Raw genomic sequence first — 21,776 nt, 5'->3', positions numbered from 1 at the left:
ACACGGGGCTTGGCTTTTCTTTTCCGCCACACGCGCCGACATTCAGCCGATGGAGAAGGGCGGCTGGGTCAACATCATGGCGAACCGCTATCGCGGCGGCATGTATGTCGGCATGACGGCTGATACCTTGGCGCGCGTCTTCCAGCACCGCGAAGGCACAGGCTCGCGGCATGTTGCCGACTTCGGGAAGACACGGTTGGTCTATGTCGAGCACCATGACGATATCCGCCAAGCGATCGCGCGGGAGAAACGCGTCAAGGAGTGGCGCCGCGAATGGAAGTTCGCGCTGATCGAGGCCGACAATTCCGATTGGGATTCTCTTTGGGACCGATGGTTCGGTTCTGCTGCCGGAGAAGATTAGCCAAGCCCCGTGTCAAGCACGGGGTGACGAATTTTGGTTGGGCACCGAATGGATCACGTGCCGGATAGGTGCCACCCCTCCAGCCACGCGCGGCTGGTGCGCGCGCATTGGCGGGCGCGTTCGACGAGGTCGGGGTAGGCGTCACGCAAGGCTGCCGAGCGTTCCTCGATTGCCATCGGCAGATGCGCGGGCAGGGCATCGACCATCGCGGCAAGCGGGAGACCGCCTTGGCCGAGGGGCATCCGGCGGTTGATCGCATCGTCGATGATCGCGTCGAAGCTGGTCACGTCCGGCCTCTCGGCGGGCGCGTCGCAGGGCTGGCAGTAGCTCAACCACGCGCGCGGGATCGCTTCCAGGTCTTCCGCCGTCCCCCCGGAGCGCGCCCAGTGGAGCGTGTCGACCAGCAGCGCCTTGGCCTCGCCCTCGACGGCTTCCAGCACGGCGCGGGCCATGTGGATGGTCTTGACCTCGGTGAAGATGCCGAATTCGAGGTTGACCCTGACCCCGGTGCCCGCCGCCGCGCTCACCAGCGTCTGGAACTTGGCGGTGGTGGCGGCCATGTCGGGGTCGGAGGAGACGCACAGGAGGTTCCTCGCGCCCAGCTCGGCGGCGATGTCGACCAGTTCGGTCAGCCACGGATCGGGCGGGCCGGGAATGATCCACGCGACCTCGCAATCGAGCAGCGTGACGCCCGCATCCCGCGCCTGTGCGCGGATCGCGCGGGTGGTGGCGGGGGTCCAGCTGTCCTTTTCGATCCACATGCCCCCGAAGTCGAAATCGGACGCGGCGGCGCATTCGATCAGCTGGGCGGGGGTGGCCTCGGGCATGATCCCGGCGGCGAGCGAGATCAGCCTTCTGGTCACAGCGTCTGCCCGTCGTCGAGCACGAAGTCGGTGCCGGTCACGAACTCGGAGGCGTCCGAGCACAGGAACAGGATCATCGCGTCCAATCCCTCTTCGCCCATCAGCCGCCGCTTGGGGAACTTCGCGATCTGCTTCTGGCCGCCCTCGGTATCGAACCACGCATCGTTGATCGCGGTGCGGATATAGCCCGGGGAGACGGTGTTGACGTTGATCCCGGCGCGCGCCCATTCGCGCGCAAGCGTGCGGCCCGCCTGCACCACGCCCGCCTTGCTCGCGGCATAGGCGACAAGGCCGGGGGAAGGTTCGAAGGCGGTGATCGAGGCGATCAGGACGATCCGGCCCTTGGGTGTGCCCTGCGCCATCATCCGCCGCGCGCCCTCGCGTGCCGTGAGGATTGCGCCTTTCAAGTTGATGGCGAGGGTCTGTTCGATCTCACCTTCCGAGATGGCGGTCGCCATGCCAGCGCCGTCGACCCCGGCATTGGCGATGACCGTGTCGACTGGGGAGCCGAACGCGGCCTCGGCGGCATCGAACCCGGCGATGATGTCGGCCTCGCGCGCGACGTCCATGGTGACGGCGGCGGCTTGCGGGCCGATCCCGGCTGCGAGCGCCTCGAGGCGGTCCTTGCGCCGCGCGCCGAGCGCCACCTTCGCCCCGCTCGCCGCAAGGATGCGCCCGAAGCGGGTGCCGAGGCCCGATGACGCGCCGGTGACGAGGGCTGTGCGCCCCGAGAGGTCGAAGGAGAAGGTCATGCGGCGCTACTTAACCGCAGGCAGCTCCCCGTTGACATATTTCATCAGCGTCGTCTGGAAATGCCGCACCCGGCTGTCCTGATAGTGGCCGAGCTCCATCAGCCCGTCCTTCATCGCCTTCATCCCTTCCTGCACGTAAGGCAGGTTCGCCATGTCCTGATCGAAGACGTTGGCGAGCTGCGGGCCCATGATGTCGTTCGCCCAGGCGAAGGGCTGGTCATCGGGAATATAGGTCATGGCGACAGCGCGCGGGCGGGGTTCGCCCTTGGGGGTGGGGAACAGCAGGCGGATTTCCATGATGCACCAGTCGGGCGTGTCGCCGGGCAGCCAGCGGTACACCAGCGTCGGCAGGAAGCCGATCCACGGCGCGAAGTTGGGGAAGATGTTGTAGGTGAAATTGTCGAGGATCTCGGTGTCGGCGGCGTCCGAATAGTCGTAGCCATATTGCGCCGCGAAGCCCTGCCGCCCGGCCTCGGCAAGGATCTTGCGCGCGCCGAGCGGATCGTCGGCATCGTAGCCTTCGGGCACTTCCTCGCTGGCCGAGAAGCGGCGGTTGGTGCGCGCGTCCTGCCCGCCCGAGAACTCGTTCATCTTCTCGAGGACGTAGTCCGAATTCTTGCCCTTCACATGCGGGGAGAGCACGCCCGAGGGCGTGATCGCGCGGTTGAAGTGATCGCCGATCAGGTCGTAGCGGGTGTTGGCATCGCCGAGGAAGGCGAGCAGCTGCGGGTGGGTGGTGATCGAGTGCCAGGCCTCCATGAAGGCTTCCGCGGTCGCCTTCCAGTTGGCGGGGATCCTCTTCTGCACCCACATGCCGGTGTAGCGGTTGGCGAAATCGTAGCGTTCGTAGTGGGACGCCGCAGGGCCCAGCCAGGTCTTGAAATCGGGAAGGGCGTGGTTCTCCGTCAGCATGACGAAGCCCTGCCACAGCTCCACGCGCGCCTCGGGCAGGCTCATGTCCTTGCCTTCGAGGTGCTTGAAGTCCCACGCGCAGGGGATTTCCTTGAGGCTGCCGTCGTTCCTCCAGGTGAAGCCGTGGAAGGGGCAGCGCAGCTGAACCGAGGCGCCGCTCTCGGTGCGCAGCTTGCGGCCGCGGTGGAGGCAGGCGTTGTAGAAGGCCTTCACGCTGCCGTCCTTCTGGCGGATCAGCAGGAAGCTCTTGCCCACAATGTCGAAGACGACCGTGTCGCCCGCATCCGGCATCTCGTCCTCGCGCGCGGCGAAGAGCCAGACGTTGGGCCACATCTTCTCGCGTTCGAGGCGGGCGAATTCCTCCGAGATATAGGGCGCCACCGGCAGCGGATCGTCGCCCAGTTCCATGTGCGATTCCTCGAACAGGTAATCGGGCGCGCGGCGGGTGTCGCCGTTGAGCATGTCGGTGTAGCTGATCCCCGGGCAGCGGTCGCCGCGGGCAATGTCCTTGATCTCGTTCATGGGAATGTTCCGGTCCTCATCGGGGGGAGTGCCCCCGCCTCTCGTCCTCGCACTTTGTGCAGTGTCTCAGGGGGAGAATATCACACAGCTTCGCGCGCAGGGCACACTATCGGATTGGAGAGGAACATGGCTGTTGCCGGCAAGATCGCGTCGCTGGGCGAGGTGATGCAACTCGCCTTCGTGCCGGAGGATTTCGACGCGGCGGTGACGCATTGGACGCAGGTCATGGGCGTCGGGCCGTTTTTCCTGATCGAGGGCATTCACCTCGAGGGGATGAAGTATCGCGGCGAGCCGACCGAGGCGGTGTTCGACTTGGCGCTCGCCTATTGGGGCGACCTCCAGATCGAGCTGATCCGCCCGAGGGACGCGCATCCCTCGATCTACCGCGGCGATTATGGCGCGACCGGCAATGGCCTCCACCATGTGTGCATCCTCGTCGACGACCTCGCCCACGCCCGCGCGGTGTGCGAGGCGGAAGGGGCCGAGGTGGTGATCGAGGGGAATTTCGGCACCAGCCAGGTGATCTATGTCGATGCCGGGGGCGGGCCGGGGACGCTGGTGGAGATCCTCCAGCAGGCCAAGGATGGGCCGGACCTGTTCGGGATGATCAAGGCGGCGGGCGTGGGCTGGGATGGCGCGGAGCCGTTGAGGAAGTTGGGGTAACTCCTCTCGTCATTGCGAGCGAAGCGAAGCAATCCATGGCCCGACTTTGCGGAACGCGGTCGGTCGATGGATTGCCGCGTCGCCTGCGGCTCCTCGCAATGACGAAGAATTGCGCTGATCCGGCCCGCAGGGCCGCGAGCGCACGGCGCGAGCCGCAGGTGCTCGATCCCGCAGGGATCGAAACAGCACCGAGGACGCAGCCGCGGAGGCGGCTGCGCTAATCAGAAGCCCCCAAGTAACCCAGCTGCCCCGCCTTGAAGATCGTCTGCGCGCGGTTGACGCTGTCGAGCTTCTCGCCCGCGCGGTGGATGTGGTACCGGATCGTGGCGTGCGAGCGGCTCAGGATCATGCTGATCTCCTTGTCGGTCTTGCCGATCGCCGCCCAGCGCAGGCATTCGACCTCGCGCTTGGACAGCACGCAGTCGGAGGGGATGCGCCGCTTGGTGCGGTGGGCCTGAACGTAGCCCGCGACGAAGCAGCGCGTGACCATCGCGAACAGCGCGCCGTACTCGGCGAACTCGGCGGCGAGGTCCTCCTTGTCGCGGTCCATCGAGATGAAGCTCGACGCGGAAATCTGGCCGAAGGGCAGGTGCACCGGGATCACGATCGCGGCCTTGCACAGCGCGCGCTTCTCGAAATCGGCGAGGTCGATCTCGGCGAGGTAGTGGTTGCGCCAGCGGGTGTTGAAACCGTGCTGGTTGACCCAGAAGGGCTCGCTTTCGTAGCGGCACGCGCGCGGCAGCGGCGAGTGCAGCGCGAGGCGGTGGTCCTCCCACCAGCGCGCGCCGTCGTCGAGCCAGCGGAAGATGTCGGCGTTGAGGATCGTGCCGTCGGCATCGACCATCGGCTCCTTGGAGGAAATGTCGTCGCACACCGCGATCTGCATGCCGCGCTCCTGCGCGATGCGGGCGGGGTTGACCGCGGCATCGTGGATGTCTTCCGGGCAGGTGATGGTGACGGACTCGAGCAACTGCTCGAGCGATTCGCGGCCTTGCGGCGTCCGCAGCTCGACAACATTATGGGCCATCGTCAGCCTCGCTCCTCTCCATTGTTCTCCCGCCGATCCCTTCTAACGCAAGATTCGGCAATGTCCTCATCATTTACCTAGGGGAAGGCGGGCGCGGCAGGGGCTAGCGAAAATGACAAGGAGAGGTGCGCGGGATGGCGTTTGCGGGAGCGAATTTCGGTGTGGCGCTGAAGGCGCTGGCGCAGGCGTTCCCGCCCGAGCGGCCCGCGCTGCTGCACGGGCAGCGGGTGGTGACCTGGAGCGAGCTTGACGCCCTCACCGACCGGATCGCCGCCGGGTTGCGCGCGAGGGGCCTCCAGATCGGCGACATCGCGGGGCAGATGCTCAGGAACACCCCCGACTATATGCTCGCCTGGTTCGGCTGCGTGAAGGCGGGGGTGGTGCCGGTCAATGTGAACTACCACTACAAGGCCCGGGAGCTCGCCGACATTTTCCAGCGCTTCGGATTGAAGGCGCTGTTCACCGAGAGCGACTTTTCGGATCTGGCCCGCGAGGCGATGTCGGAGGGGGCGCTGACGGTCGATGTCGGCGGCGCGGAGTGGGCGGCGCTGTGCGGCACCCCGCTCCCCGCGGATTTCGCGCTCCACGCCGATCCCGAAGCGCTGTTCCTCACCGCCACCGGGGGCACCACGGGGATGCCCAAGGCGGTGATGTGGCCGATGGATCAGGCATGGCAGGCGTTCAACATCGGCGTCTGGCAGCGCCCGCCGGGGACGCCTCCGCTGGTCACCGCGAGCCTTGCCGAGCAGGTCGCCGAGGCCGCTGCAATCGGCCCCGATCACCCGGCGAGCACCTCGCCGCTGCTGCTGCTCTCGCCGCTGATGCACGGCGCGGGGCAATTCACCGCGATGATCCACCTCCTGAAAGGCGGCACGCTGGCGCTGCTGCCCGCGCCCAAGTTCGACGCCGATCTGGCGCTCGACGAGGCGGCGCGGCTGGGTGCGCGCGGCATCTTCATCGTCGGCGACGCTTTCGCGCTGCCGCTCGCCGACCGGCTCGACGCGCGGGGCGATGGGGCCGCGGCGCTGGCATCGCTGCGGAGCATCACCTCCTCGGGCGCGGTGTTCTCGCCTGCGCTGAAGGCGCGGCTGATCGCGCACCACCCGACGCTGACGATCGTCGACGCGCTGGGCTCCTCCGAAAGCTCGGGCACCGGCATCGTCGTCACCACCGCAGCGGGATCCTCGGGCGGGGGCAAGTTCCAGCCGCTCCCGGGCCGCGAAACGAAACTGTTCGACGAGCGCCTCTCCGAAATCCACCCCGGCACCGAGGGCGTCGGCATCGTCGCGCGCACCGGGCCGCTGCCCTTGGGCTACCTCGGCGAGGACGCGAAGAACGCGGCGACCTTCCCCGTGATCGACGGCCAGCGCTGGCTGATGACCGGCGACCGCGCGCGCTGGGCGGCGGACGGCACCCTCGAGTTCATCGGCCGCGACAACATGTGCATCAACACCGGCGGCGAGAAGGTCTTTCCCGAGGAGGTCGAAGCGGTGCTGCTCGCCCACCCCGCGGTCAAGGACGTGCGCGTGGTGAGCCTGCCCGATCCGCGCTTCGGGCGCAAGGTCGTGGCGGTGGTGCAGTTCGAAGGCGACCGCGCCGCGCTGATCGAATCGCTCGACGCCCACGCCCGCGCCGGGCTGGCGGGCTACAAGATCCCGCGGCTCTATGTGTTCACCGAGCAGTCGCTGCGGCTCAACAACGGCAAGCCGGACTACAAGACCGCGCAGGCGATTGCGGACGGGGCCGGGGGATAGGCCGGGTGGGATTGCCAAGCGGCTGAAGTGCCTGCAAGATTGCGGTCATGGCGCGCACTCCCACGACACCTGCGGCAAAGAAACCGGCCACGAAAAAGCCCGCCCGCTCGGTGGTACCCAAGCCCGCGCGGCCCAAGGGCTTAGCGCATGGCCGCTGGCTAGGCGATTTCCCGAAGCTTAGCGCCGCGGAGGAGCGGCTGGTTGGATGCTGCGCGCGAGGTGAAGCTTGGGAGCCGGATCGTTGGGATGGCAGTTGCCCCGAGGCGGCTAGCGCAGCTAACACCATCCGTGCAGCACTAATTCGCTTCCTTGCGCTGGGTGGTGATGAAGACCACCCGGTGTGTGAGGAAGGCGTGATGATGCGGGGCTCATGGGTGACTGGGACGCTCGACCTGCACCAGTGTCATTTGCCTTGGCGGCTATCCATGGTGCATTGCCATTTTGTGGAAGTGCCCATTTTCACGGCGGCGCGTTTATCAGAGTTGGCCCTTCGCAAGAGCAAGTTGCCGGGACTGCGCGCTGATCGCATGAAGGTTTCGGGTGGAGTTTTTTTGGACGAGGGATTTACTGCGACGGGACAAGTCCGCCTGCTTGGGGCAAGTATTGGCGGCGTACTTTATTGCGATGGCGGCACTTTCACCAATTCGAAGGGCATTGTTATCAGTGCTGACGGTATGAAGGTAGCGGGCAGTATATTCTTACGCAAAGCCAAAATCGACGGCGCGATCTCCTTGACTTCCGCACGGATTGGCACTTTGGTCGACGATGACGCCTGTTGGGCAGGCGGTGGGCATGTTTTGGATGGGCTGCACTATGACCGGATCATTGGTCCTACCGATGCCGAATCTCGCATCCGCTGGCTTGAGCGACAACGCCCGGACCAACTAAACAGTGATGATTGGTCGCCCCAGCCGTGGGAGCAATTGATCAAAACCCTGCGAGATATGGGACATCCTTTGGAGGCTACCAAGGTCGCGATTGCCAAGCAGGAGAGGATGCGGCGCGCTGGCAAGGTGGGCGGGCGTTTCGCGCAGTTGCTTCACTGGTTCTACGGCTTCCTCGCCGGATATGGCTACCGACCGCTAAAGACCGTGCGGGCCATGCTGGTGGTTTGGCTCCTAGCGACGGCCGCATTCCACTTCGGCGGTCAATCTGGCTACATCGGGCCGACGACACCGCTCTACAACAGCCCGGCTCTTTCCGGGGAGGTTGAGCAGCAATGCGGCCACGGAGGTGAAAGCGGCAAGACGCCGTGGACCCGCTGCTCCGCCATGCCTGCCGAGTACACCACCTTCCAACCGCTGATGTACTCGCTCGATCTAATTCTCCCGTTGGTCGACTTGCAGCAGGAGACCGACTGGGCACCGATCGTCGAAGACCCTCCGGGCAAAACCTTGTGGCCAGGCACCTTGCTACGTTGGCTGATGTGGTTCGAAATCCTGTTCGGCTGGGCGATGAGCCTGATGCTGGTCGCCGTGCTCGGAAAGCCGGTCAACAAGGACTAGCTCTGGCCCGCGCGGCTGTTCTCACCCCTCCCCGCGCAACATTCGAAGCCCCCAGCGTGCAAAAGATTCACCGCTGGATTCGAATGATTCACTCCCCATATTTTTCTTCACAGATTCAATTTGGGGCTTGCGGGCTCCGCGACTCAAGCTTGCTCCATGCGTCGCGGCTTTGACACGGGCCTGAAACACCCCCGTCATGGTAACTAGGTGCTTAATCGACCGTTGACGGGAGTCCGCGGCTGATTCATCATCTAGTGGTTCGGCGCAAATCGGACCCCCAACCCATGGTGACTTCCCCGCCGCTCCCCAGCGGAGTGATCGGGAAAGGAGTCTCCGCGGAACACGGGCCCGCCGCGCGTTCGGAACGGGATCAACCGACTTGCCCGCACGCCCGAACGGGGGCGAACTGTTGGCAAGTCTGTGGACCCGCCGGTATAGAACAGAATCAGAACATGGCCACTTGTGCCATAGCGATGATTCGGGGGACAAGTGGGGCTTCAGATGGATTTCAAGGCGAGCGACAACGTGCCGGATGATGTGATCAACGATGTGCAAACCGGCGCCAGCGCGGGGGATGAAAAGCCTGCCGAAAACGAGAAGGCGATGACGATGAAGACCACCGATACCGGTTCCGATGCGCTGATCGCGACCAAGGCTGGCGAGGCGCTGGCAGGCGCCATGGCCACGGCCATGAAGGACGCGGGCAAGACCGACAGCAAGAAGGTCAATGATCGCCGCTTCACGGTGGTGACCGATCCCTCGCGCGACGCGCGCCTCACCGATTTCGGCAAGGAAACCCTGACCGATCGCTACCTGCTGCCCGGAGAGACCTACCAGGACCTCTTCGCCCGCGTCGCGGATGCCTATGCCGACGACGAGGCGCACGCCCAGCGGCTCTACGACTACATCTCGAACCTGTGGTTTATGCCCGCGACCCCGGTGCTGTCGAACGGCGGCACCAACCGCGGCCTGCCGATCTCGTGCTACCTCAACTCGGTCGAGGACAGCCTCGAAGGGATCGTCGGCACCTGGAACGAGAACGTGTGGCTCGCCTCGAAGGGCGGCGGGATCGGCACCTATTGGGGCAATGTGCGCGGCATCGGCGAGCCGGTCGGCCTCAACGGCAAGACCAGCGGGATCATCCCCTTCGTGCGCGTGATGGATTCGCTGACGCTGGCGATCAGCCAAGGCTCGCTGCGGCGCGGGTCGGCCGCCTGCTATCTCGACATCGCGCACCCGGAAATCGAGGAGTTCCTCGAAATCCGCAAGCCCTCGGGCGACTTCAACCGCAAGGCGCTCAACCTGCACCACGGCGTGCTCGTCACCGACGAATTCATGCAGGCCGTGCGTGAAGGCGCCGAATTCACCCTGCGGTCGCCCCGCGACGGGTCGGAGCGCGGCAAGGTCGATGCGCGTTCGCTGTTCCAGAAGCTGGTCGAGACCCGCCTTGCCACCGGCGAGCCCTACATCGTCTTCTCCGACACCGTGAACCGCATGATGCCCAAGCATCACCGCGATCTCGGCCTCAAGGTCTCGACCTCGAACCTGTGCTCGGAAATCACCCTGCCGACCGGCATCGACCACTTGGGCAATGACCGCACGGCGGTGTGCTGCCTGTCTTCGCTCAACCTGGAAACCTGGGAAGAGTGGAAGGGCGACAAGCTCTTCATCGAGGACGTGATGCGCTTCCTCGACAACGTCCTGCAGGACTATATCGACCGCGCGCCGGACGAGATGGCCCGCGCCAAGTATTCCGCCGCGCGCGAGCGTTCGGTGGGCCTCGGGGTGATGGGCTTCCACTCGTACTTGCAGCAGAAGGGCGTCGCCTTCGAGAGCGCGATGGCCAAGGCGCTGAACCTCACGATGTTCAAGCACATCCACGCCAAGGCGTGCGAGGCCTCGATGCTGCTCGCCCAGGAGCGCGGGCCCTGCCCCGACGCGGCCGACATGGGCGCGATGGAGCGTTTCAGCTGCAAGATGGCGATCGCGCCGACCGCGTCGATCAGCATCATCTGCGGCGGCACCAGCGCCTGCATCGAGCCGATCCCGGCCAACATCTACACCCACAAGACCCTGTCGGGCAGCTTCATCGTCAAGAACCCCTATCTGGAAAAGCTGCTCGACAAGAAGGCCAAGAACTCGACCAATGTCTGGAACTCGATCCTCGAGCGGGGCGGCTCGGTCCAGCACCTCGACTTCCTGACGCCGGAGGAAAAGGCGGTCTACAAAACCAGCTTCGAGATCGACCAGCGCTGGCTGCTCGAATTCGCGGCCGACCGCACGCCCTATATCGACCAGGCCCAGTCGCTGAACCTGTTCATCCCGGCCGATGTCGACAAGTGGGACCTGATGATGCTGCACTACCAGGCTTGGGAGAAGGGCATCAAGTCGCTCTACTACCTGCGCTCCAAGAGCGTGCAGCGCGCAGGCTTCGCCGGCGGGGTCGAGGCCGACAACACCTCGGAAGCCCCGAAGATCGAGCTGAGCGCCTCGGGCGAGCAGACCGATTACGAGGAATGCCTGAGCTGCCAGTAGGCGCTCGCCGGCGTCGGTTCGGGGGGACGGCATGACGGACGAAACCAGCCAGGATCGGACCGGCGAGACGGCGCTGCGGCCGCTCGTGGCCTGCGCGGCGGCCTCGGGCGTGATGACGCTGGGCGTGCTCCAGTTCCTCGGTGAGGTCTGGGCCGACCTGCCGATCGCGGCGCGGCTGGCGATGCTCGAGGCGACGCGGACGGCGTTCTTCGCCTTCCTCTTCGCGCTCGCCGCACTGGTGCTCGGCTGGTTCGCCGGACGCAGCGCCGGTCCGCTGTGGCGCGGCGCGGTGACGCTCTTTGCGCTGCTCGCCTTCGTCGGCAGCGCGCTGATCGTCACCAACCGGATCAGCCGCGCGCTCGCCGAGCTGCTGCCGCCGGGCAGCGGCGACACGCCGAGCGATGCGGTCGGCGGCTATATCGGGGCCGGGGTGCTCGCCCTCGGCCTGCTCGCCGCCAGCCTGGTGGTGCTGGTCGTGATACGCCTGATACGAGAGGAGAACGACGCGTGACCGACAATACCGCCCCCCGCCGCCCGTGGCGCCGCTGGCTCGCCATCGCCGTGCTGATCGTGCTGTTCTTCGTGCTCTATCCCCAGCTGATGGATTTCGGCGGGGAAATCTACCGGCTGTTCTCCTGATGCCCGCGCGCCGCAGGAGCCCGGCGAAGGAAAGGGCAAGGCCATGAACATACCCGTCGCCGCCGCGTTGCTCGGCCTCGCCGTCAGCCTGTGGTTCGGCATCAATGCCGTGCGCGAGCTGAAGCGCGACACGCCCGGCCATTCGTTCAACGCCGCGATGATCCACATCGCGATGGTCGGCATGTTCGTGCCCTTCTGCCTGATCATCCTCGTCGCCTATTGGGGCCGCTGAATCCGGACGCGCTGCGTCCCCGTATCTGATACAAGAACACCTGAAGGAGTAACCCGCCCATGTCGCTGCTCGAAGCCCGCCCGACCTACAAGCCCTTCCAGTACCCCTGGGCCTACGACTTCTGGAAGCGCCAGCAGCAGATCCACTGGATGCCCGAGGAAGTCCCCCTGGGCGAGGATTGCCGCGACTGGGCGCAGAAGATCACCGATCACGAGCGCAACCTTTTGACGCAGATCTTCCGCTTCTTCACCCAGGCCGATGTCGAGGTGCAGAACTGCTACCACGAAAACTACGGCCGGGTGTTCAAGCCCACCGAGGTCAAGATGATGCTCGCCGCCTTCTCCAACATGGAGACGGTGCACATCGCCGCCTACTCGCACCTCCTCGACACCATCGGCATGCCCGAGGCGGAATACAGCGCCTTCCTCGAATACGAGGAGATGAAGGACAAGCACGACTTCCTCGGCCAGTTCGGCGTCGACACCGATGAAGACATCGCCCGCACGCTGGCAGCCTTCGGCGGCTTCACCGAGGGGCTCCAGCTCTTCGCCTCCTTCGCCATGCTGATGAATTTTCCGCGGCACAACAAGATGAAGGGCATGGGCCAGATCGTCAGCTGGTCGGTCCGCGACGAGAGCCTCCACTGCGAGGGCATCATCAAGCTCTTCCACACCTTCTGCGAGGAACGCCAGTGCCTCACCAAGGCGGTGAAGGAGGACCTGATCGACATCTGCCAGAAGACCGTCCGCCTCGAGGACGCCTTCATCGACCTCGCCTTCGAAATGGGCCCGGTCGACGGCATGAGCGCCAAGGAGATCAAGCGCTACATCCGCTACATCGCCGACTGGCGCCTCAAGCAGCTGGGCCTCCAGGAGATCTACATGATCGAGGAACACCCCCTGCCGTGGCTCACGCCGCTGCTCAACGGGGTGGAACACGCCAACTTCTTCGAAACCCGCGCGACGGAATATTCGAAGGGCGCGACGCGGGGTGACTGGAACACCGTGTGGTCGTCGTTCGACAAGCGGCAGAAGGCGAAGGCTGCGAACGAGCCGGGCGAGGGCGTTGAGGCCGAGGCCGGGCTGTTTGGGGCTGAGGCTGCGGAGTAGGGGCTAGCCTCAACGAAATGGAGTGCTGAAATCTTTAGGAGTGGGTATGCAAATTGAGGTCGCACGGAAAGTATATTTCTTTCGACTTGCAGATTACGCAGAGTTTCACCCACTCCTAGAGGATAGCATCAGGTATATCGATAACTTACCATTTGATGATCAAGGCAGGTATCTCGCAACCGGGAACGACGACACAGTATTGGCCCTTTTCGTTTCCTCGGCGAAGTATCCTATAAAATTGCAATTTGGGCGGATCCGTCGGGCGGACCTCCCGATGGTCGAAGACGCCGGCAAGATTACGCCGCTCCGTATTGCCCAAAACGCTGGGATAATCGACTGGAGCCATATTGTAATATTCGAAGATGGAACCGTCGCTGCGGAGTTCAACAAAGATGCGCCACGAATCGCACGACTCGGTGAGTATCTGTCCTTCAAGACCCGTGGCCTTCTTCCGTCAGCACCAAGATTCTACCCGCTTTTCCAACGCTCTGTAATTGAAGAACTCGAGAATTTTGAATGTGTGACGTTGTTAGAGATTGAAGCTTTAACGACTGACGCAGAAGCAATTTCTGAGGCCGACCCAAACTTGGGTGCAGCATTTGCTGCTTGCCGCAAAGCTGGCCAAGTAAAGAAAACGACAATTGTACTAAAAGCTGTGCGCGAGCCAGACACAAACCTTCGAAATCTGGCTCGAAAGCTCTTTATGAATGCGAATAGTCGTGAGGCTCTGACGACCTTAAAGGCTACAGGAAAAACGTTAGAGGGCCGAAAACCACTCGATATGCTTGAAGAATACCTCATTTCGACTGAGGAATTCATTAGAGTTGATAAACGGACTCGAGCCTTGTCTCCTGATAATGCATTTGCAACTCTCGAGCGCGCATATTTGAAGAAACGCGATCGCATTACCGATGCAGCTAAAGCAAATGGTCTTTGGTGATGTATTGGAAAAATCAGATAATATTGGATGTTTTGATCGCTGTGATTTTGGCGGCAGGCCTTACCTACGCCCCTAAATGGGGTATTGAATTATTCGACAGTGTTGACAGTCTCACAATCGTCTTAAGTGCTCGCATGTGGGTCGCGCCAGCATTGACGTTGCTTGGCATGCTGTGTGCGACGACCGCGTTTGTATTCTCTGCTATTGATAGACCGGAATTCGTGCCACTCAGAAAATCGAAATCTGAGAGTCAGCTGTGGATGGTTTTTTCTGAGGCGATATTGTGGCTGTCGTTTGCGGCATTGTTTGCAATATTTCTGTCATTGATCGATCCTGACCAAATTGGATTGTTGCTAAGAGCCGTTTCGCTTTCGATTTTGTTTTTGGTCTCAATAGCCGTCATGAAGTTCGCTTGGGTAATGCGGCAAATTATCTCAGTCAGGGTTGCACAAAGCGCAGAAAAGTAGAGGGTTGATGGGGGCTAGCGCGGTTGTGTCCGAAAATGAGCTCCCCTCGCCCCTTGGCGCAGGCCCATCCCGCTGCGACTAAGCGGCAGAGCCGCCAAGTCTCGCGCCCTTCCCGCGAGCGGGAAGGGTCATCAGAGCGCCCCGATTCCGATCACTTGCCGCCGGTAGTCCCCCTCCCGCTTGCGGGAGGGGTTAGGGGTGGGCACTTCCACTCCCTTTCAACGCCCGCAGCCGCTCGACCTCCAGCCGGATCGCGGTCACCACGCCTTCGACATTGTCCCGCACATCATCATTGGTGAACCGCAGCACCGTGAACCCGTGCGCCGCCATCCACGCGTCACGGCGCGCATCGCGCTCGGGGGCGCAGTCGTGGCTGAAGCCGTCGAGCTCGACCACCAGCGAAAGCTCGCGGCACAGGAAGTCGGCGAAGAACGGGCCGACCGGCATCTGGCGGCTGAACTTCGCGCCCGTCTGGCTCTTCGACAGGAACGCCCAAAGCGCCCGCTCCGGCCCCGTCGCTTCGCGCCGCAGCGCGCGGGCGCGTGCGGTGTTGCGAGGCTTCCAGTCAGGCATTTCAGAGGTTTAACTGAAGGCGGGCATTGCGACAAGACGGGCCCACCCCTAACCGTTGTGGCTGCGCCACACCTGCGGGAGGGGGTGATCGGAGACGCGTGGCTCAGCTCACGGGTAGGCACGAAAACAGGCATCGGCCCGAAAAGCAGAGCGCAACGCACCCGCGCCCCCACACCTCCCGCGCGGCGTGGGGTTGCCCGGTCATGCCCGCTGCAACCCCGTCGCCAGCCCGCAAGCCGGGATGGCCTCCGGCCCGGGCGCCTCAATCGGCGGTTTCGTCTCGCGGCGTGGTGCGGCGGTCGGTGCCCGAGCGGCGATCGCTCTTGCGGCGGTCGGCCCCCTCGAAGGGCGCCTGCGCCTGGCGGCGGTCGCCGTTGCGGCGTCCTCCGCCCGATGGGTCTGCGGCTCCCTGCGGGGTGCCGTTGCTGTCTGCGCTGTCGTCGCTCATGCCCGCGTCTCCTCGGCGCTGGCTTCCGCGGCTTGCGGAAAGGCAGCGGTTGGTGAAGTTTCAGCTCTGCGACCGCGACGAGGTTAACACCGACTTCCGGGAATTCCTAATCTAGTTTACCCCGCTCACCAAGCCGCTTGGCCGCGCGCGCCAAGCCCGCTAGGGCGCGGGCCGAGATGCGCGAGATGCGCGCTGGGAACGATGCCGGTGACCGAGAAGACGATCCATCCGCGGGCCGAGACGCCCGACCTCGCCAAGGCCGAAGTGCTGATCGAGGCGCTGCCCTACTTCCAGCGCTATGCCGGGCGGACCTTCGTGGTGAAGTATGGCGGCCATGCGATGGGCGATCCCGAAGCCGCGCGCGACTTTGCCGAGGACATCGTGCTCCTGAAGGCGGTCGGCATCAACCCGGTGGTGGTCCACGGCGGCGGCCCGCAGATCGGGCAGATGCTGAGGCGCCTGGGGGTGGAGAGCACCTTCGTCGACGGGCTCCGGGTGACCGACGAGGCCACCGCCAAGGTCGCCGAGATGGTGCTCTCGGGCGCGATCAACAAGGAGCTGGTCGGCTGGATCGCCGGCGCAGGCGGCAAGGCGATCGGCATCTCGGGCAAGGATGGCGGGCTGGTGACCGCGCGCAAGGTCAGCCGCACCACCCGCGACCCTGACAGCAATATCGAACAGGCGGTCGACCTCGGCTTCGTGGGCGAGCCTGCCGCGGTCGACACCACGCTGATCGACACCGTGGTGGCCGCGGGCATGATCCCGGTGATCGCGCCGATTGCTCCCGGCGAGGACGGGGCGACCTACAACATCAACGCCGACACCATGGCGGGCGCGATCGCGGCGGCACTGGGCGCGGCGCGGCTGTTCCTGCTGACCGACGTGGCGGGCGTGCTCGGCGCGGACGGGGAGCTGCTCACCGACCTCACCCCCGCCGACATCGCGCAGCTGCGCGAGGACGGCGTGATCCGCGGCGGGATGGTGCCCAAGCTGGAAACCTGCGTCGCCGCGGTGCAATCGGGCTGCGAGGCGGCGGTGGTGCTCGATGGCCGGGTGGGCCACGCGATGCTGCTCGAATTCTTCACCGCCCGCGGGGCCGGCACGCTGGTTCGCGCGTGAGGCTGGAACCGGGGCGCGGGAACACTATGGCGCGAGGCGTATTAACAGGCTAATACGCCTACCAAGGGACAAGACCGGGCGCAGGCCAGCCACACGGCAAGCCGCCGCCTTCGTAACGGAAACGGATCGCAATGACTCAGGCATTGGTTGATATTCTCGGCATGGTGATCAGCACGGCCAACATGCTGTTGATCATCTGGTTCATCATCGGGCTGCTGTTCGCCTTCAACGTGGTGAGCCCGCGCAACCAGTTCGTCTTCGCGGTGCACGATGCGCTCTCGCGCCTGTTCGAGCCGGCGCTGCGCCCGATCCGGCGCATCATGCCCGATACCGGCGCGATCGACTTCTCGCCGATGGTGTTCATGATCCTGCTCGCGGCGGTCTCGCGGGTCGTGCAGGGCCTCGCCTACTGATGCCGGATCCCCTCCAGACCTTGGCGGCGCGGATCGACGGGAAGGCCTTCGCGGACGCCTTGCGGGCGAAGATCGGCGCAGGCGCGGCGGACTTCACGCTTGCCGCCGGGCGCCGTCCGGGGCTGGCGGTGGTGCTGGTCGGCGATGACGCGGCGAGCCAGGTCTATGTCGGCGCCAAGGGCCGGGCCTGCGAGGAGGCGGGGATCGCGAGCTTCGAGCATCGCCTGCCCGCCACCACCTCTTCGGCCGAGCTGCTGACGCTGGTCGAGCGGCTGAACCGCGACCCCGAGGTTGACGGCATCCTCGTCCAGCTGCCGCTGCCGCAAGGTCTCGACGAGCAGGCGGTGATCGCCGCGATCGATCCCGACAAAGATGTCGACGGCTTCCACGTGATCAACGCCGGGCGGCTCGCGGTCGGGCAGAGGGGCTTCGTCCCCTGCACGCCGCTGGGGTGCCTGATGCTGCTGCAGGATCACTTGGGCAACCTCAGCGGGCTGGAGGCGGTGGTGATCGGGCGCTCGAACATCGTCGGCAAGCCGATGGCGCAGCTGCTCACCGATGCCAATGCCACCGTCACCCTCGCGCACAGCCGCACCCGCAACCTGCCGGAGGTGGTGCGCCGCGCCGACATCGTGGTTGCCGCCGTGGGGCGGCCGGAGATGGTGCGCGGGGACTGGATCAAGCCGGGCGCGACCGTGATCGATGTCGGCATCAACCGCTTGGCCCCCACCGAAGACAAGCCCAAGGGGCGGCTGGTGGGCGATGTGGCCTATGCCGAGGCCGCCGCGGTCGCGGGCGCGATCACCCCGGTGCCGGGCGGAGTGGGGCCGATGACGATTGCGGTGCTGCTCCGGAACACGCTGGTCGCCGCGCATGCTCACGCCGGAATGGAGCCGCCCGAGGGATTATGAACCACGCCCGCCTGCTCGTCGCCGCCGCGCTCTGCGCCGGTCTTGCCGCTTGCGCTGGCGGCGGGGGGCCGCCCAAGCCGACCAAGCGTCAGGTGGCGATCATCGACCGCGCGCTCGCGACCGCGCCGGGGGCCGCGCAGCCGAGCACCATCGTCGCCGCCGAGATCGCCTTTGCCCGGGACGCGCAGGAGCTGGGCCAGTGGACCGCCTTCGCCAAGTATGCCGCGCCCGGTGCGCTGCTGCATGGCCCGGGCGGCCCCTTCCCCATCGCCCCGTGGCTGGCGACGCGGAAGGATCCGCCGCAGGCCGTCACGTGGAAGGCGCGCACCGTGGTGATGAGCTGCGACGGTGCGGTCGCGGTCAGCCAGGGGCGGTTGCGCGGGCCCGACGGCACGGTCGGCAATTTCGTCACCGTGTGGGAGCGCCAGCCCGATGGCGCCTATCGCTACGTCTTCGATGTCGGCGGGCCCGACGTGCCGCAGCCCCCGCCACCGGCGAAGGTCGAGGCGCAGCCGGGCGACATCGTGGTGACGGAGATCGACGCGATCCAGGGCCTCGTCGCCACGTGCCCGCGCCCCGGTGCGCCGGTTCCGCCGCCGCCCGCGATCCCGCTCGGGGAGGATGGCAAGACCGACGCCAGGCTCTCGCGCGACGGCACGCTGCGCTGGCGCTGGGAGCACCGCGCCGACGGCACGCGCTATATCGCCGCCGACTACTTCCAGCAGGGCCGCTGGCTGACGGGGATCGAACAAAGCCTTGTGCCGACCGGCGATTGATGTGAGGGGGCGCCAGAGCCTTCCGCCATGCTGACCGAGACTTTCCTTTCCGCCTTCGTCACCCTGTTCGTGGTGATCGATCCGCCCGGATGCGCGCCGATCTATGCCGGGCTGACCAAGGGCGCGAGCGTGGCGCAGGCGCGGAGCATGGCGCTGCGGGCGACCGGGATCGCGAGCGTCATCCTGCTGATCTTCGCGCTGTTCGGGCAGGAGCTGCTGGGCGCGCTGCACATCGAGCTGAACTCGTTCCGCATCGCGGGCGGGCTGATGCTGTTCTTCATCGCCTTCGACATGGTGTTCGAAAAGCGCACCCAGCGCCGCGAGGAACGCGCCGAGAAGATCGCCGCCACCCCCGAGATCGAGGACGTCTCGGTCTTCCCGATGGCGATGCCGATGCTGGCGGGGCCGGGCGCGATCGCGGCGATCATGCTGCTGATGAACGAGGCGGATGGCAACCTGCCCGAGCAGGGCCAGATCCTCGCCGCGCTGGCCGCGGTGCTGGTCATCACTGCGGCCGCGCTGGTCGCGGCAGGCCCGCTGATCCGGCTGCTCGGCGACAAGGTCGAAGCGGTCATCACCCGCCTCCTCGGCGTGCTGCTGGCGGCGCTCGCGGCGCAATATGTGATCGACGGGCTGAAGGGCAGCTTCGGGCTCTGAATCGCCTTGTCGCGTTTTAACAAAAACGTAACGATAACAACACTAACCCTGTCGCTATCCCGTCGGGTGCAGGGTTGACACCCCTCCGGCCTTCGCGGATACCTTGTACCGGAACGAGACAGTGCGCGACAGCGCCGGGGGATCAGTGGGAATTTCGCTCCAGAAGAGCCAGTCGGTCAGCCTCGCCAAGGAGGCCCCGCACGGCCTGTCCCAGATCAGCCTCGGAGTGGGCTGGGACGTCGCCAAGAAGGGCTTCCTCGGCGGATTGCTGGGCGGCGGCGGGGACATCGATCTCGACGCCTCGTGCATCACCTTCGACGTCGACAAGGCCGTGCTCGAACAGGTGTGGTTCGGCAAGCTCACCAACGCCGCCGGCACAATCCGCCACAGCGGCGACAACCTCACCGGCGAGGGTGACGGCGATGACGAGAGCATCGCGATCGAATTGGACCGATTGGACGCGCGGGTCGAACACATCGTGCTCACCGTCAACTCCTTCCGCGGGCAGACCTTCGACAAGGTCGCCAATGCCTTTGGCCGGGTGGTCGACAAGAAGAGCGGGCGCGAGCTCGCGCGCTTCGACATTTCGGATTCCGGCCCGCATACCGGCCTGATCCTCGCCCGCCTGTCGCGCGCCGGAGGCCAGTGGGACTTCAAGGCGATCGGCGAGCGTACCTCGGGGCGCACCGTCCACGATCTCACCGCGCCCGCCCGCGCCATTCTTTGACCTGAACCCATCCCGGCCCGGCGCGCGAGGGGCGCGCCCGCCGATCAAGACCTGGAGCATATTCGCATGCAGCTGCAACGTGGGGAAAAGCGCTCGCTGTCCGACCTGGGGGTCGGCAGCAATTGCGAGGTGAAGGTCGAGTTCGGCCTCGACGGGATCGACATCGCCGCCTTTGGCCTCGAGCCCGGCCAGAAGATCGGCGACGATCGCTATGTCGTGCTGTTCTCCAACCCCGCGACCCCGGGCGGCGAGGTGCGCATGGCGAGCGCGGGCAACACCGCGACCTTCACGCTCGAACTCGACCGCCTCCCCGCGAACATCGACCGCATCGTCTTCACCGCCACCCATGACAGCCGCTCGGTCGGCGAAAGCCGCCCGCTGATGGTGACGATCGACGGCGGCAAGGCGAGCTTCGATGCCGCGGCCGCGCTCACCAACGAGAAGGCGGTGATGCTGGCGGAAATCTACCGGCACTCCTCGGGCTGGAAGATCGGCACGATTGCCGCAGGCTTCGCGGGCGGGCTTGCCGCGTTGATCGGGCATTTCGGCGGCGAGGTCGCCGATGCGCCCGCACCGCCGCCCCCGCCGAAATCGCATGGATCTGCGGCAATGCCGAACCCGTGATGACCTTTGCCAACCCGCGCTTTGCCGCCCTGATCGAGGGCGCTGCGGCGGGCGAAGTACATCAGGTGGACGAACACCACGCTGCCGACGGTCTTTTCGAAACCGCCGCTCTCGCCGCACTCCCGCCCGCGCCCCACGCCTACGACCTCGGCCTCGGCCTTGCCCCCGATCGCCCGCTCTACATGATGTACACCAGCGGCACGACCGGCCGGCCCAAGGGCTGTCTGCAAGCGGGAAGCGCGGTTGCCGCGAGCGCCTTGGGCTTCGCACAGCATCGCCGCTTCACCGCCGACGAAGTGCTGCTGTCGGTCAATCCGCTGTTCCATGTCGTCGGCATGCAGCAGGTGGCGGCGATGCTCGCCTGCGGGGGCACATCCGTGTTCGCGGGGCGCGACGACGATAGCGCCGCGATCCTCGAGTTGCTCCACCGCGAGGGCTGCACCACCACCAGCGCCTTTCCCACCATCTCCTTCCCGTGGCAGGCGATGAACCCGGTCCGCGACGGCCGCATGCCGCTCACCAACTACACCGGCGGGGCGGGCATGGGGCGGCCTCAGATGTACGAGTTCATCGAGACCGATTGGGACGCCCGGGTCGTCGGCGGCTACGGCCAGACCGAGATCTGCGGCTTTGCGACCTTCATTGACTATCCCGACATGCTGGAGCACCCCCGCTCGATCGGCTGGACGCTGCCGCATGTCGAAATGACCGTGCTCGACCCCGAGGGCAACCATCTTCCCCCGGGCGCGGAGGGCGAATTGTGCCTGCGCGGCCCGGCGGTGATGCTCGGCTACTGGCGCAACCCCGAGGCGAGCGCGGCTGCCCTCGGCCACGGCTGGCTGCGCACCGGCGACCTCGGCACGATGGACGAACGCGGGCTCGGCTACCTCCTCGGGCGCGCCAAGGAGCTGATCAAGACCGGCGGCGAGAACGTCTACCCCGCCGAGGTCGACGCGGTCTTCGCCGCCATGCCCGAGGTCGCCGACGCAGGCTGCTGCGGCGTGCCCGACAGGCAATGGGGCGAGGCGGTCAAGGCCTTCGTGGTGCTGAAGCCCGGACACACGCTCACCCGCGCGGAGATCACCGCCCGCTTCAAGGGGCAGATCGCAGGCTACAAGCGCCCGCGCTACATCGAGTTCGTCGACAGCCTGCCGCGCGATCCGATCGGCAAGCTGCTGCGCCAGGAGTTGTCGGCACGCCCGGTCGGCCCCGATCAAGCCGCCTGACACCTTCCCGGCTCCCCGCGA

General features: G+C 65.5%; 25 protein-coding genes. 19 read left to right on the top strand and 6 right to left on the bottom strand.

Features of this window, described 5'->3' with window-relative positions; genetic code table 11:
- Window positions 1–49 precede the first annotated feature (49 nt).
- Window positions 50–361, top strand: coding sequence for a GIY-YIG nuclease family protein (locus AX692_RS08590; protein ID WP_073973853.1), 312 nt, complete (start codon window positions 50–52; stop codon window positions 359–361).
- A gap of 53 nt (window positions 362–414) precedes the next feature.
- On the opposite strand, the gene AX692_RS08585 is transcribed toward AX692_RS08590, so the two are convergent.
- Genes AX692_RS08585 through AX692_RS08575 form a run of 3 tightly spaced genes read right to left on the bottom strand, consistent with a single transcriptional unit; the run spans window position 415 to window position 3,410 of the window.
- A complete protein-coding gene (locus tag AX692_RS08585) occupies window positions 415–1,224 on the bottom strand; it encodes a sugar phosphate isomerase/epimerase family protein (protein ID WP_073973854.1) in 810 nt (269 codons plus the stop codon).
- A complete protein-coding gene (locus AX692_RS08580) occupies window positions 1,221–1,976 on the bottom strand; it encodes an SDR family NAD(P)-dependent oxidoreductase (RefSeq protein ID WP_073973855.1) in 756 nt (251 codons plus the stop codon). Before AX692_RS08580 ends, AX692_RS08585 begins: the two co-directional genes overlap by 4 nt.
- Window positions 1,977–1,982: 6 nt before the next feature.
- On the bottom strand, window positions 1,983–3,410 hold the full coding sequence (locus AX692_RS08575; RefSeq protein WP_073973856.1) for an aromatic ring-hydroxylating oxygenase subunit alpha: 1,428 nt from the start codon (window positions 3,408–3,410) through the stop codon (window positions 1,983–1,985).
- A gap of 126 nt (window positions 3,411–3,536) precedes the next feature.
- On the opposite strand from AX692_RS08575, the gene AX692_RS08570 reads away from it, so the two are divergent.
- Window positions 3,537–4,073 (top strand): VOC family protein, encoded by a 537-nt coding sequence (locus tag AX692_RS08570; RefSeq protein WP_073973857.1) that lies wholly within the window; start codon window positions 3,537–3,539, stop codon window positions 4,071–4,073.
- Window positions 4,074–4,290: 217 nt separating this feature from the next.
- Here the strand turns inward: AX692_RS08570 and AX692_RS08565 are convergent, their stop codons facing one another.
- Window positions 4,291–5,100, bottom strand: coding sequence for a helix-turn-helix transcriptional regulator (locus tag AX692_RS08565; RefSeq protein WP_073973858.1), 810 nt, complete (start codon window positions 5,098–5,100; stop codon window positions 4,291–4,293).
- Between the two features lie 134 nt (window positions 5,101–5,234).
- Here AX692_RS08565 and AX692_RS08560 point away from each other — a divergent pair, with 134 nt between their 5' ends.
- The 9 genes from AX692_RS08560 (at window position 5,235) to AX692_RS08535 (ending at window position 14,281) form a co-directional block, all read left to right on the top strand.
- A complete protein-coding gene (locus AX692_RS08560) occupies window positions 5,235–6,854 on the top strand; it encodes an AMP-binding protein (protein ID WP_073973859.1) in 1,620 nt (539 codons plus the stop codon).
- Between the two features lie 47 nt (window positions 6,855–6,901).
- Window positions 6,902–8,359 carry a hypothetical protein gene (locus tag AX692_RS08555; RefSeq protein WP_155644897.1) on the top strand — a complete coding sequence of 486 codons (1,458 nt, stop codon included), beginning with the start codon at window positions 6,902–6,904 and terminating at the stop codon, window positions 8,357–8,359.
- Between the two features lie 501 nt (window positions 8,360–8,860).
- Window positions 8,861–10,894: a ribonucleoside-diphosphate reductase subunit alpha gene (locus tag AX692_RS08550; RefSeq protein WP_073973861.1), complete on the top strand. Its 2,034-nt coding sequence runs from the start codon at window positions 8,861–8,863 to the stop codon at window positions 10,892–10,894.
- 31 nt (window positions 10,895–10,925) lie between these two features.
- Entirely contained in the window at window positions 10,926–11,405 is a 480-nt protein-coding gene (locus tag AX692_RS08545) for a hypothetical protein (RefSeq protein WP_073977636.1), read from the top strand.
- Window positions 11,402–11,533 carry a hypothetical protein gene (locus AX692_RS20685; RefSeq protein ID WP_269135528.1) on the top strand — a complete coding sequence of 44 codons (132 nt, stop codon included), beginning with the start codon at window positions 11,402–11,404 and terminating at the stop codon, window positions 11,531–11,533. The genes AX692_RS08545 and AX692_RS20685 overlap by 4 nt, the downstream gene beginning before the upstream one ends.
- A 43-nt stretch (window positions 11,534–11,576) precedes the next feature.
- Window positions 11,577–11,765, top strand: coding sequence for a hypothetical protein (locus tag AX692_RS19610; protein ID WP_073973767.1), 189 nt, complete (start codon window positions 11,577–11,579; stop codon window positions 11,763–11,765).
- A 59-nt stretch (window positions 11,766–11,824) separates the two neighbouring features.
- Window positions 11,825–12,874, top strand: coding sequence for a ribonucleotide-diphosphate reductase subunit beta (locus AX692_RS08540; protein ID WP_073973768.1), 1,050 nt, complete (start codon window positions 11,825–11,827; stop codon window positions 12,872–12,874).
- A gap of 274 nt (window positions 12,875–13,148) precedes the next feature.
- A complete protein-coding gene (locus tag AX692_RS19605) occupies window positions 13,149–13,814 on the top strand; it encodes a hypothetical protein (RefSeq protein ID WP_155644898.1) in 666 nt (221 codons plus the stop codon).
- Window positions 13,815–13,837: 23 nt separating this feature from the next.
- A complete protein-coding gene (locus tag AX692_RS08535; protein WP_155644899.1) occupies window positions 13,838–14,281 on the top strand; it encodes a hypothetical protein in 444 nt (147 codons plus the stop codon).
- A 192-nt stretch (window positions 14,282–14,473) separates the two neighbouring features.
- On the opposite strand, the gene AX692_RS08530 is transcribed toward AX692_RS08535, so the two are convergent.
- Complete coding sequence (locus AX692_RS08530) at window positions 14,474–14,854, bottom strand: endonuclease domain-containing protein (protein WP_073973770.1); 381 nt, start codon at window positions 14,852–14,854, stop codon at window positions 14,474–14,476.
- 262 nt (window positions 14,855–15,116) lie between these two features.
- The gene (locus AX692_RS08525) at window positions 15,117–15,302 is read right to left on the bottom strand and encodes a hypothetical protein (protein ID WP_073973771.1); all 186 of its coding nucleotides are present in this window, start codon (window positions 15,300–15,302) and stop codon (window positions 15,117–15,119) included.
- A gap of 201 nt (window positions 15,303–15,503) precedes the next feature.
- Between AX692_RS08525 and argB the strand changes: the two genes are divergently transcribed.
- From argB to AX692_RS08485, 8 genes are all read left to right on the top strand, one after another.
- A complete protein-coding gene (gene argB, locus AX692_RS08520; protein ID WP_073973772.1) occupies window positions 15,504–16,421 on the top strand; it encodes an acetylglutamate kinase in 918 nt (305 codons plus the stop codon).
- 161 nt (window positions 16,422–16,582) lie between these two features.
- Window positions 16,583–16,834, top strand: a complete 252-nt coding sequence (locus tag AX692_RS08515) for a YggT family protein (RefSeq protein WP_230961048.1) — start codon at window positions 16,583–16,585, stop codon at window positions 16,832–16,834.
- Complete coding sequence (folD, locus tag AX692_RS08510) at window positions 16,834–17,745, top strand: bifunctional methylenetetrahydrofolate dehydrogenase/methenyltetrahydrofolate cyclohydrolase FolD (protein WP_073973774.1); 912 nt, start codon at window positions 16,834–16,836, stop codon at window positions 17,743–17,745. The genes AX692_RS08515 and folD overlap by 1 nt, the downstream gene beginning before the upstream one ends.
- Complete coding sequence (locus AX692_RS08505; RefSeq protein ID WP_073973775.1) at window positions 17,742–18,521, top strand: hypothetical protein; 780 nt, start codon at window positions 17,742–17,744, stop codon at window positions 18,519–18,521. Before folD ends, AX692_RS08505 begins: the two co-directional genes overlap by 4 nt.
- Window positions 18,522–18,551: 30 nt before the next feature.
- Window positions 18,552–19,178 (top strand): MarC family protein, encoded by a 627-nt coding sequence (locus AX692_RS08500; protein WP_073973776.1) that lies wholly within the window; start codon window positions 18,552–18,554, stop codon window positions 19,176–19,178.
- A 145-nt stretch (window positions 19,179–19,323) separates the two neighbouring features.
- Complete coding sequence (locus AX692_RS08495) at window positions 19,324–19,905, top strand: TerD family protein (protein ID WP_073973777.1); 582 nt, start codon at window positions 19,324–19,326, stop codon at window positions 19,903–19,905.
- Window positions 19,906–19,971: 66 nt separating this feature from the next.
- Entirely contained in the window at window positions 19,972–20,529 is a 558-nt protein-coding gene (locus tag AX692_RS08490) for a TerD family protein (protein WP_081095217.1), read from the top strand.
- On the top strand, window positions 20,529–21,755 hold the full coding sequence (locus AX692_RS08485) for a class I adenylate-forming enzyme family protein (protein WP_073977635.1): 1,227 nt from the start codon (window positions 20,529–20,531) through the stop codon (window positions 21,753–21,755). The genes AX692_RS08490 and AX692_RS08485 overlap by 1 nt, the downstream gene beginning before the upstream one ends.
- Window positions 21,756–21,776 lie beyond the last annotated feature (21 nt).

It is taken from the genome of Erythrobacter donghaensis, from assembly GCF_001557325.1.
Classification (GTDB): Bacteria; Pseudomonadota; Alphaproteobacteria; order Sphingomonadales; family Sphingomonadaceae; genus Erythrobacter; species Erythrobacter donghaensis_B.
Note: the sequence above shows the minus strand (reverse complement) of the source record. Positions and strands in the feature narration are given on the sequence as shown.

What these genes read in the sequence shown, in the direction of transcription:
- AX692_RS08530 (WP_073973770.1), bottom strand. Translation starts at nt 14,854, where the DNA reads ATGCCTGACTGGAAGCCTCGCAACACCGCACGCGCCCGCGCGCTGCGG.
- AX692_RS08525 (WP_073973771.1), bottom strand. Translation starts at nt 15,302, where the DNA reads ATGAGCGACGACAGCGCAGACAGCAACGGCACCCCGCAGGGAGCCGCA.
- AX692_RS08540 (WP_073973768.1), top strand. Translation starts at nt 11,825, where the DNA reads ATGTCGCTGCTCGAAGCCCGCCCGACCTACAAGCCCTTCCAGTACCCC.
- AX692_RS08505 (WP_073973775.1), top strand. Translation starts at nt 17,742, where the DNA reads ATGAACCACGCCCGCCTGCTCGTCGCCGCCGCGCTCTGCGCCGGTCTT.
- AX692_RS19605 (WP_155644898.1), top strand. Translation starts at nt 13,149, where the DNA reads ATGGTCGAAGACGCCGGCAAGATTACGCCGCTCCGTATTGCCCAAAAC.
- AX692_RS08590 (WP_073973853.1), top strand. Translation starts at nt 50, where the DNA reads ATGGAGAAGGGCGGCTGGGTCAACATCATGGCGAACCGCTATCGCGGC.
- AX692_RS08550 (WP_073973861.1), top strand. Translation starts at nt 8,861, where the DNA reads ATGGATTTCAAGGCGAGCGACAACGTGCCGGATGATGTGATCAACGAT.
- AX692_RS08570 (WP_073973857.1), top strand. Translation starts at nt 3,537, where the DNA reads ATGGCTGTTGCCGGCAAGATCGCGTCGCTGGGCGAGGTGATGCAACTC.
- AX692_RS19610 (WP_073973767.1), top strand. Translation starts at nt 11,577, where the DNA reads ATGAACATACCCGTCGCCGCCGCGTTGCTCGGCCTCGCCGTCAGCCTG.
- AX692_RS08565 (WP_073973858.1), bottom strand. Translation starts at nt 5,100, where the DNA reads ATGGCCCATAATGTTGTCGAGCTGCGGACGCCGCAAGGCCGCGAATCG.
- AX692_RS08490 (WP_081095217.1), top strand. Translation starts at nt 19,972, where the DNA reads ATGCAGCTGCAACGTGGGGAAAAGCGCTCGCTGTCCGACCTGGGGGTC.
- AX692_RS08575 (WP_073973856.1), bottom strand. Translation starts at nt 3,410, where the DNA reads ATGAACGAGATCAAGGACATTGCCCGCGGCGACCGCTGCCCGGGGATC.
- AX692_RS08580 (WP_073973855.1), bottom strand. Translation starts at nt 1,976, where the DNA reads ATGACCTTCTCCTTCGACCTCTCGGGGCGCACAGCCCTCGTCACCGGC.
- argB (WP_073973772.1), top strand. Translation starts at nt 15,504, where the DNA reads ATGCCGGTGACCGAGAAGACGATCCATCCGCGGGCCGAGACGCCCGAC.
- AX692_RS08515 (WP_230961048.1), top strand. Translation starts at nt 16,583, where the DNA reads ATGGTGATCAGCACGGCCAACATGCTGTTGATCATCTGGTTCATCATC.
- folD (WP_073973774.1), top strand. Translation starts at nt 16,834, where the DNA reads ATGCCGGATCCCCTCCAGACCTTGGCGGCGCGGATCGACGGGAAGGCC.
- AX692_RS08560 (WP_073973859.1), top strand. Translation starts at nt 5,235, where the DNA reads ATGGCGTTTGCGGGAGCGAATTTCGGTGTGGCGCTGAAGGCGCTGGCG.
- AX692_RS08555 (WP_155644897.1), top strand. Translation starts at nt 6,902, where the DNA reads ATGGCGCGCACTCCCACGACACCTGCGGCAAAGAAACCGGCCACGAAA.
- AX692_RS08545 (WP_073977636.1), top strand. Translation starts at nt 10,926, where the DNA reads ATGACGGACGAAACCAGCCAGGATCGGACCGGCGAGACGGCGCTGCGG.
- AX692_RS08485 (WP_073977635.1), top strand. Translation starts at nt 20,529, where the DNA reads ATGACCTTTGCCAACCCGCGCTTTGCCGCCCTGATCGAGGGCGCTGCG.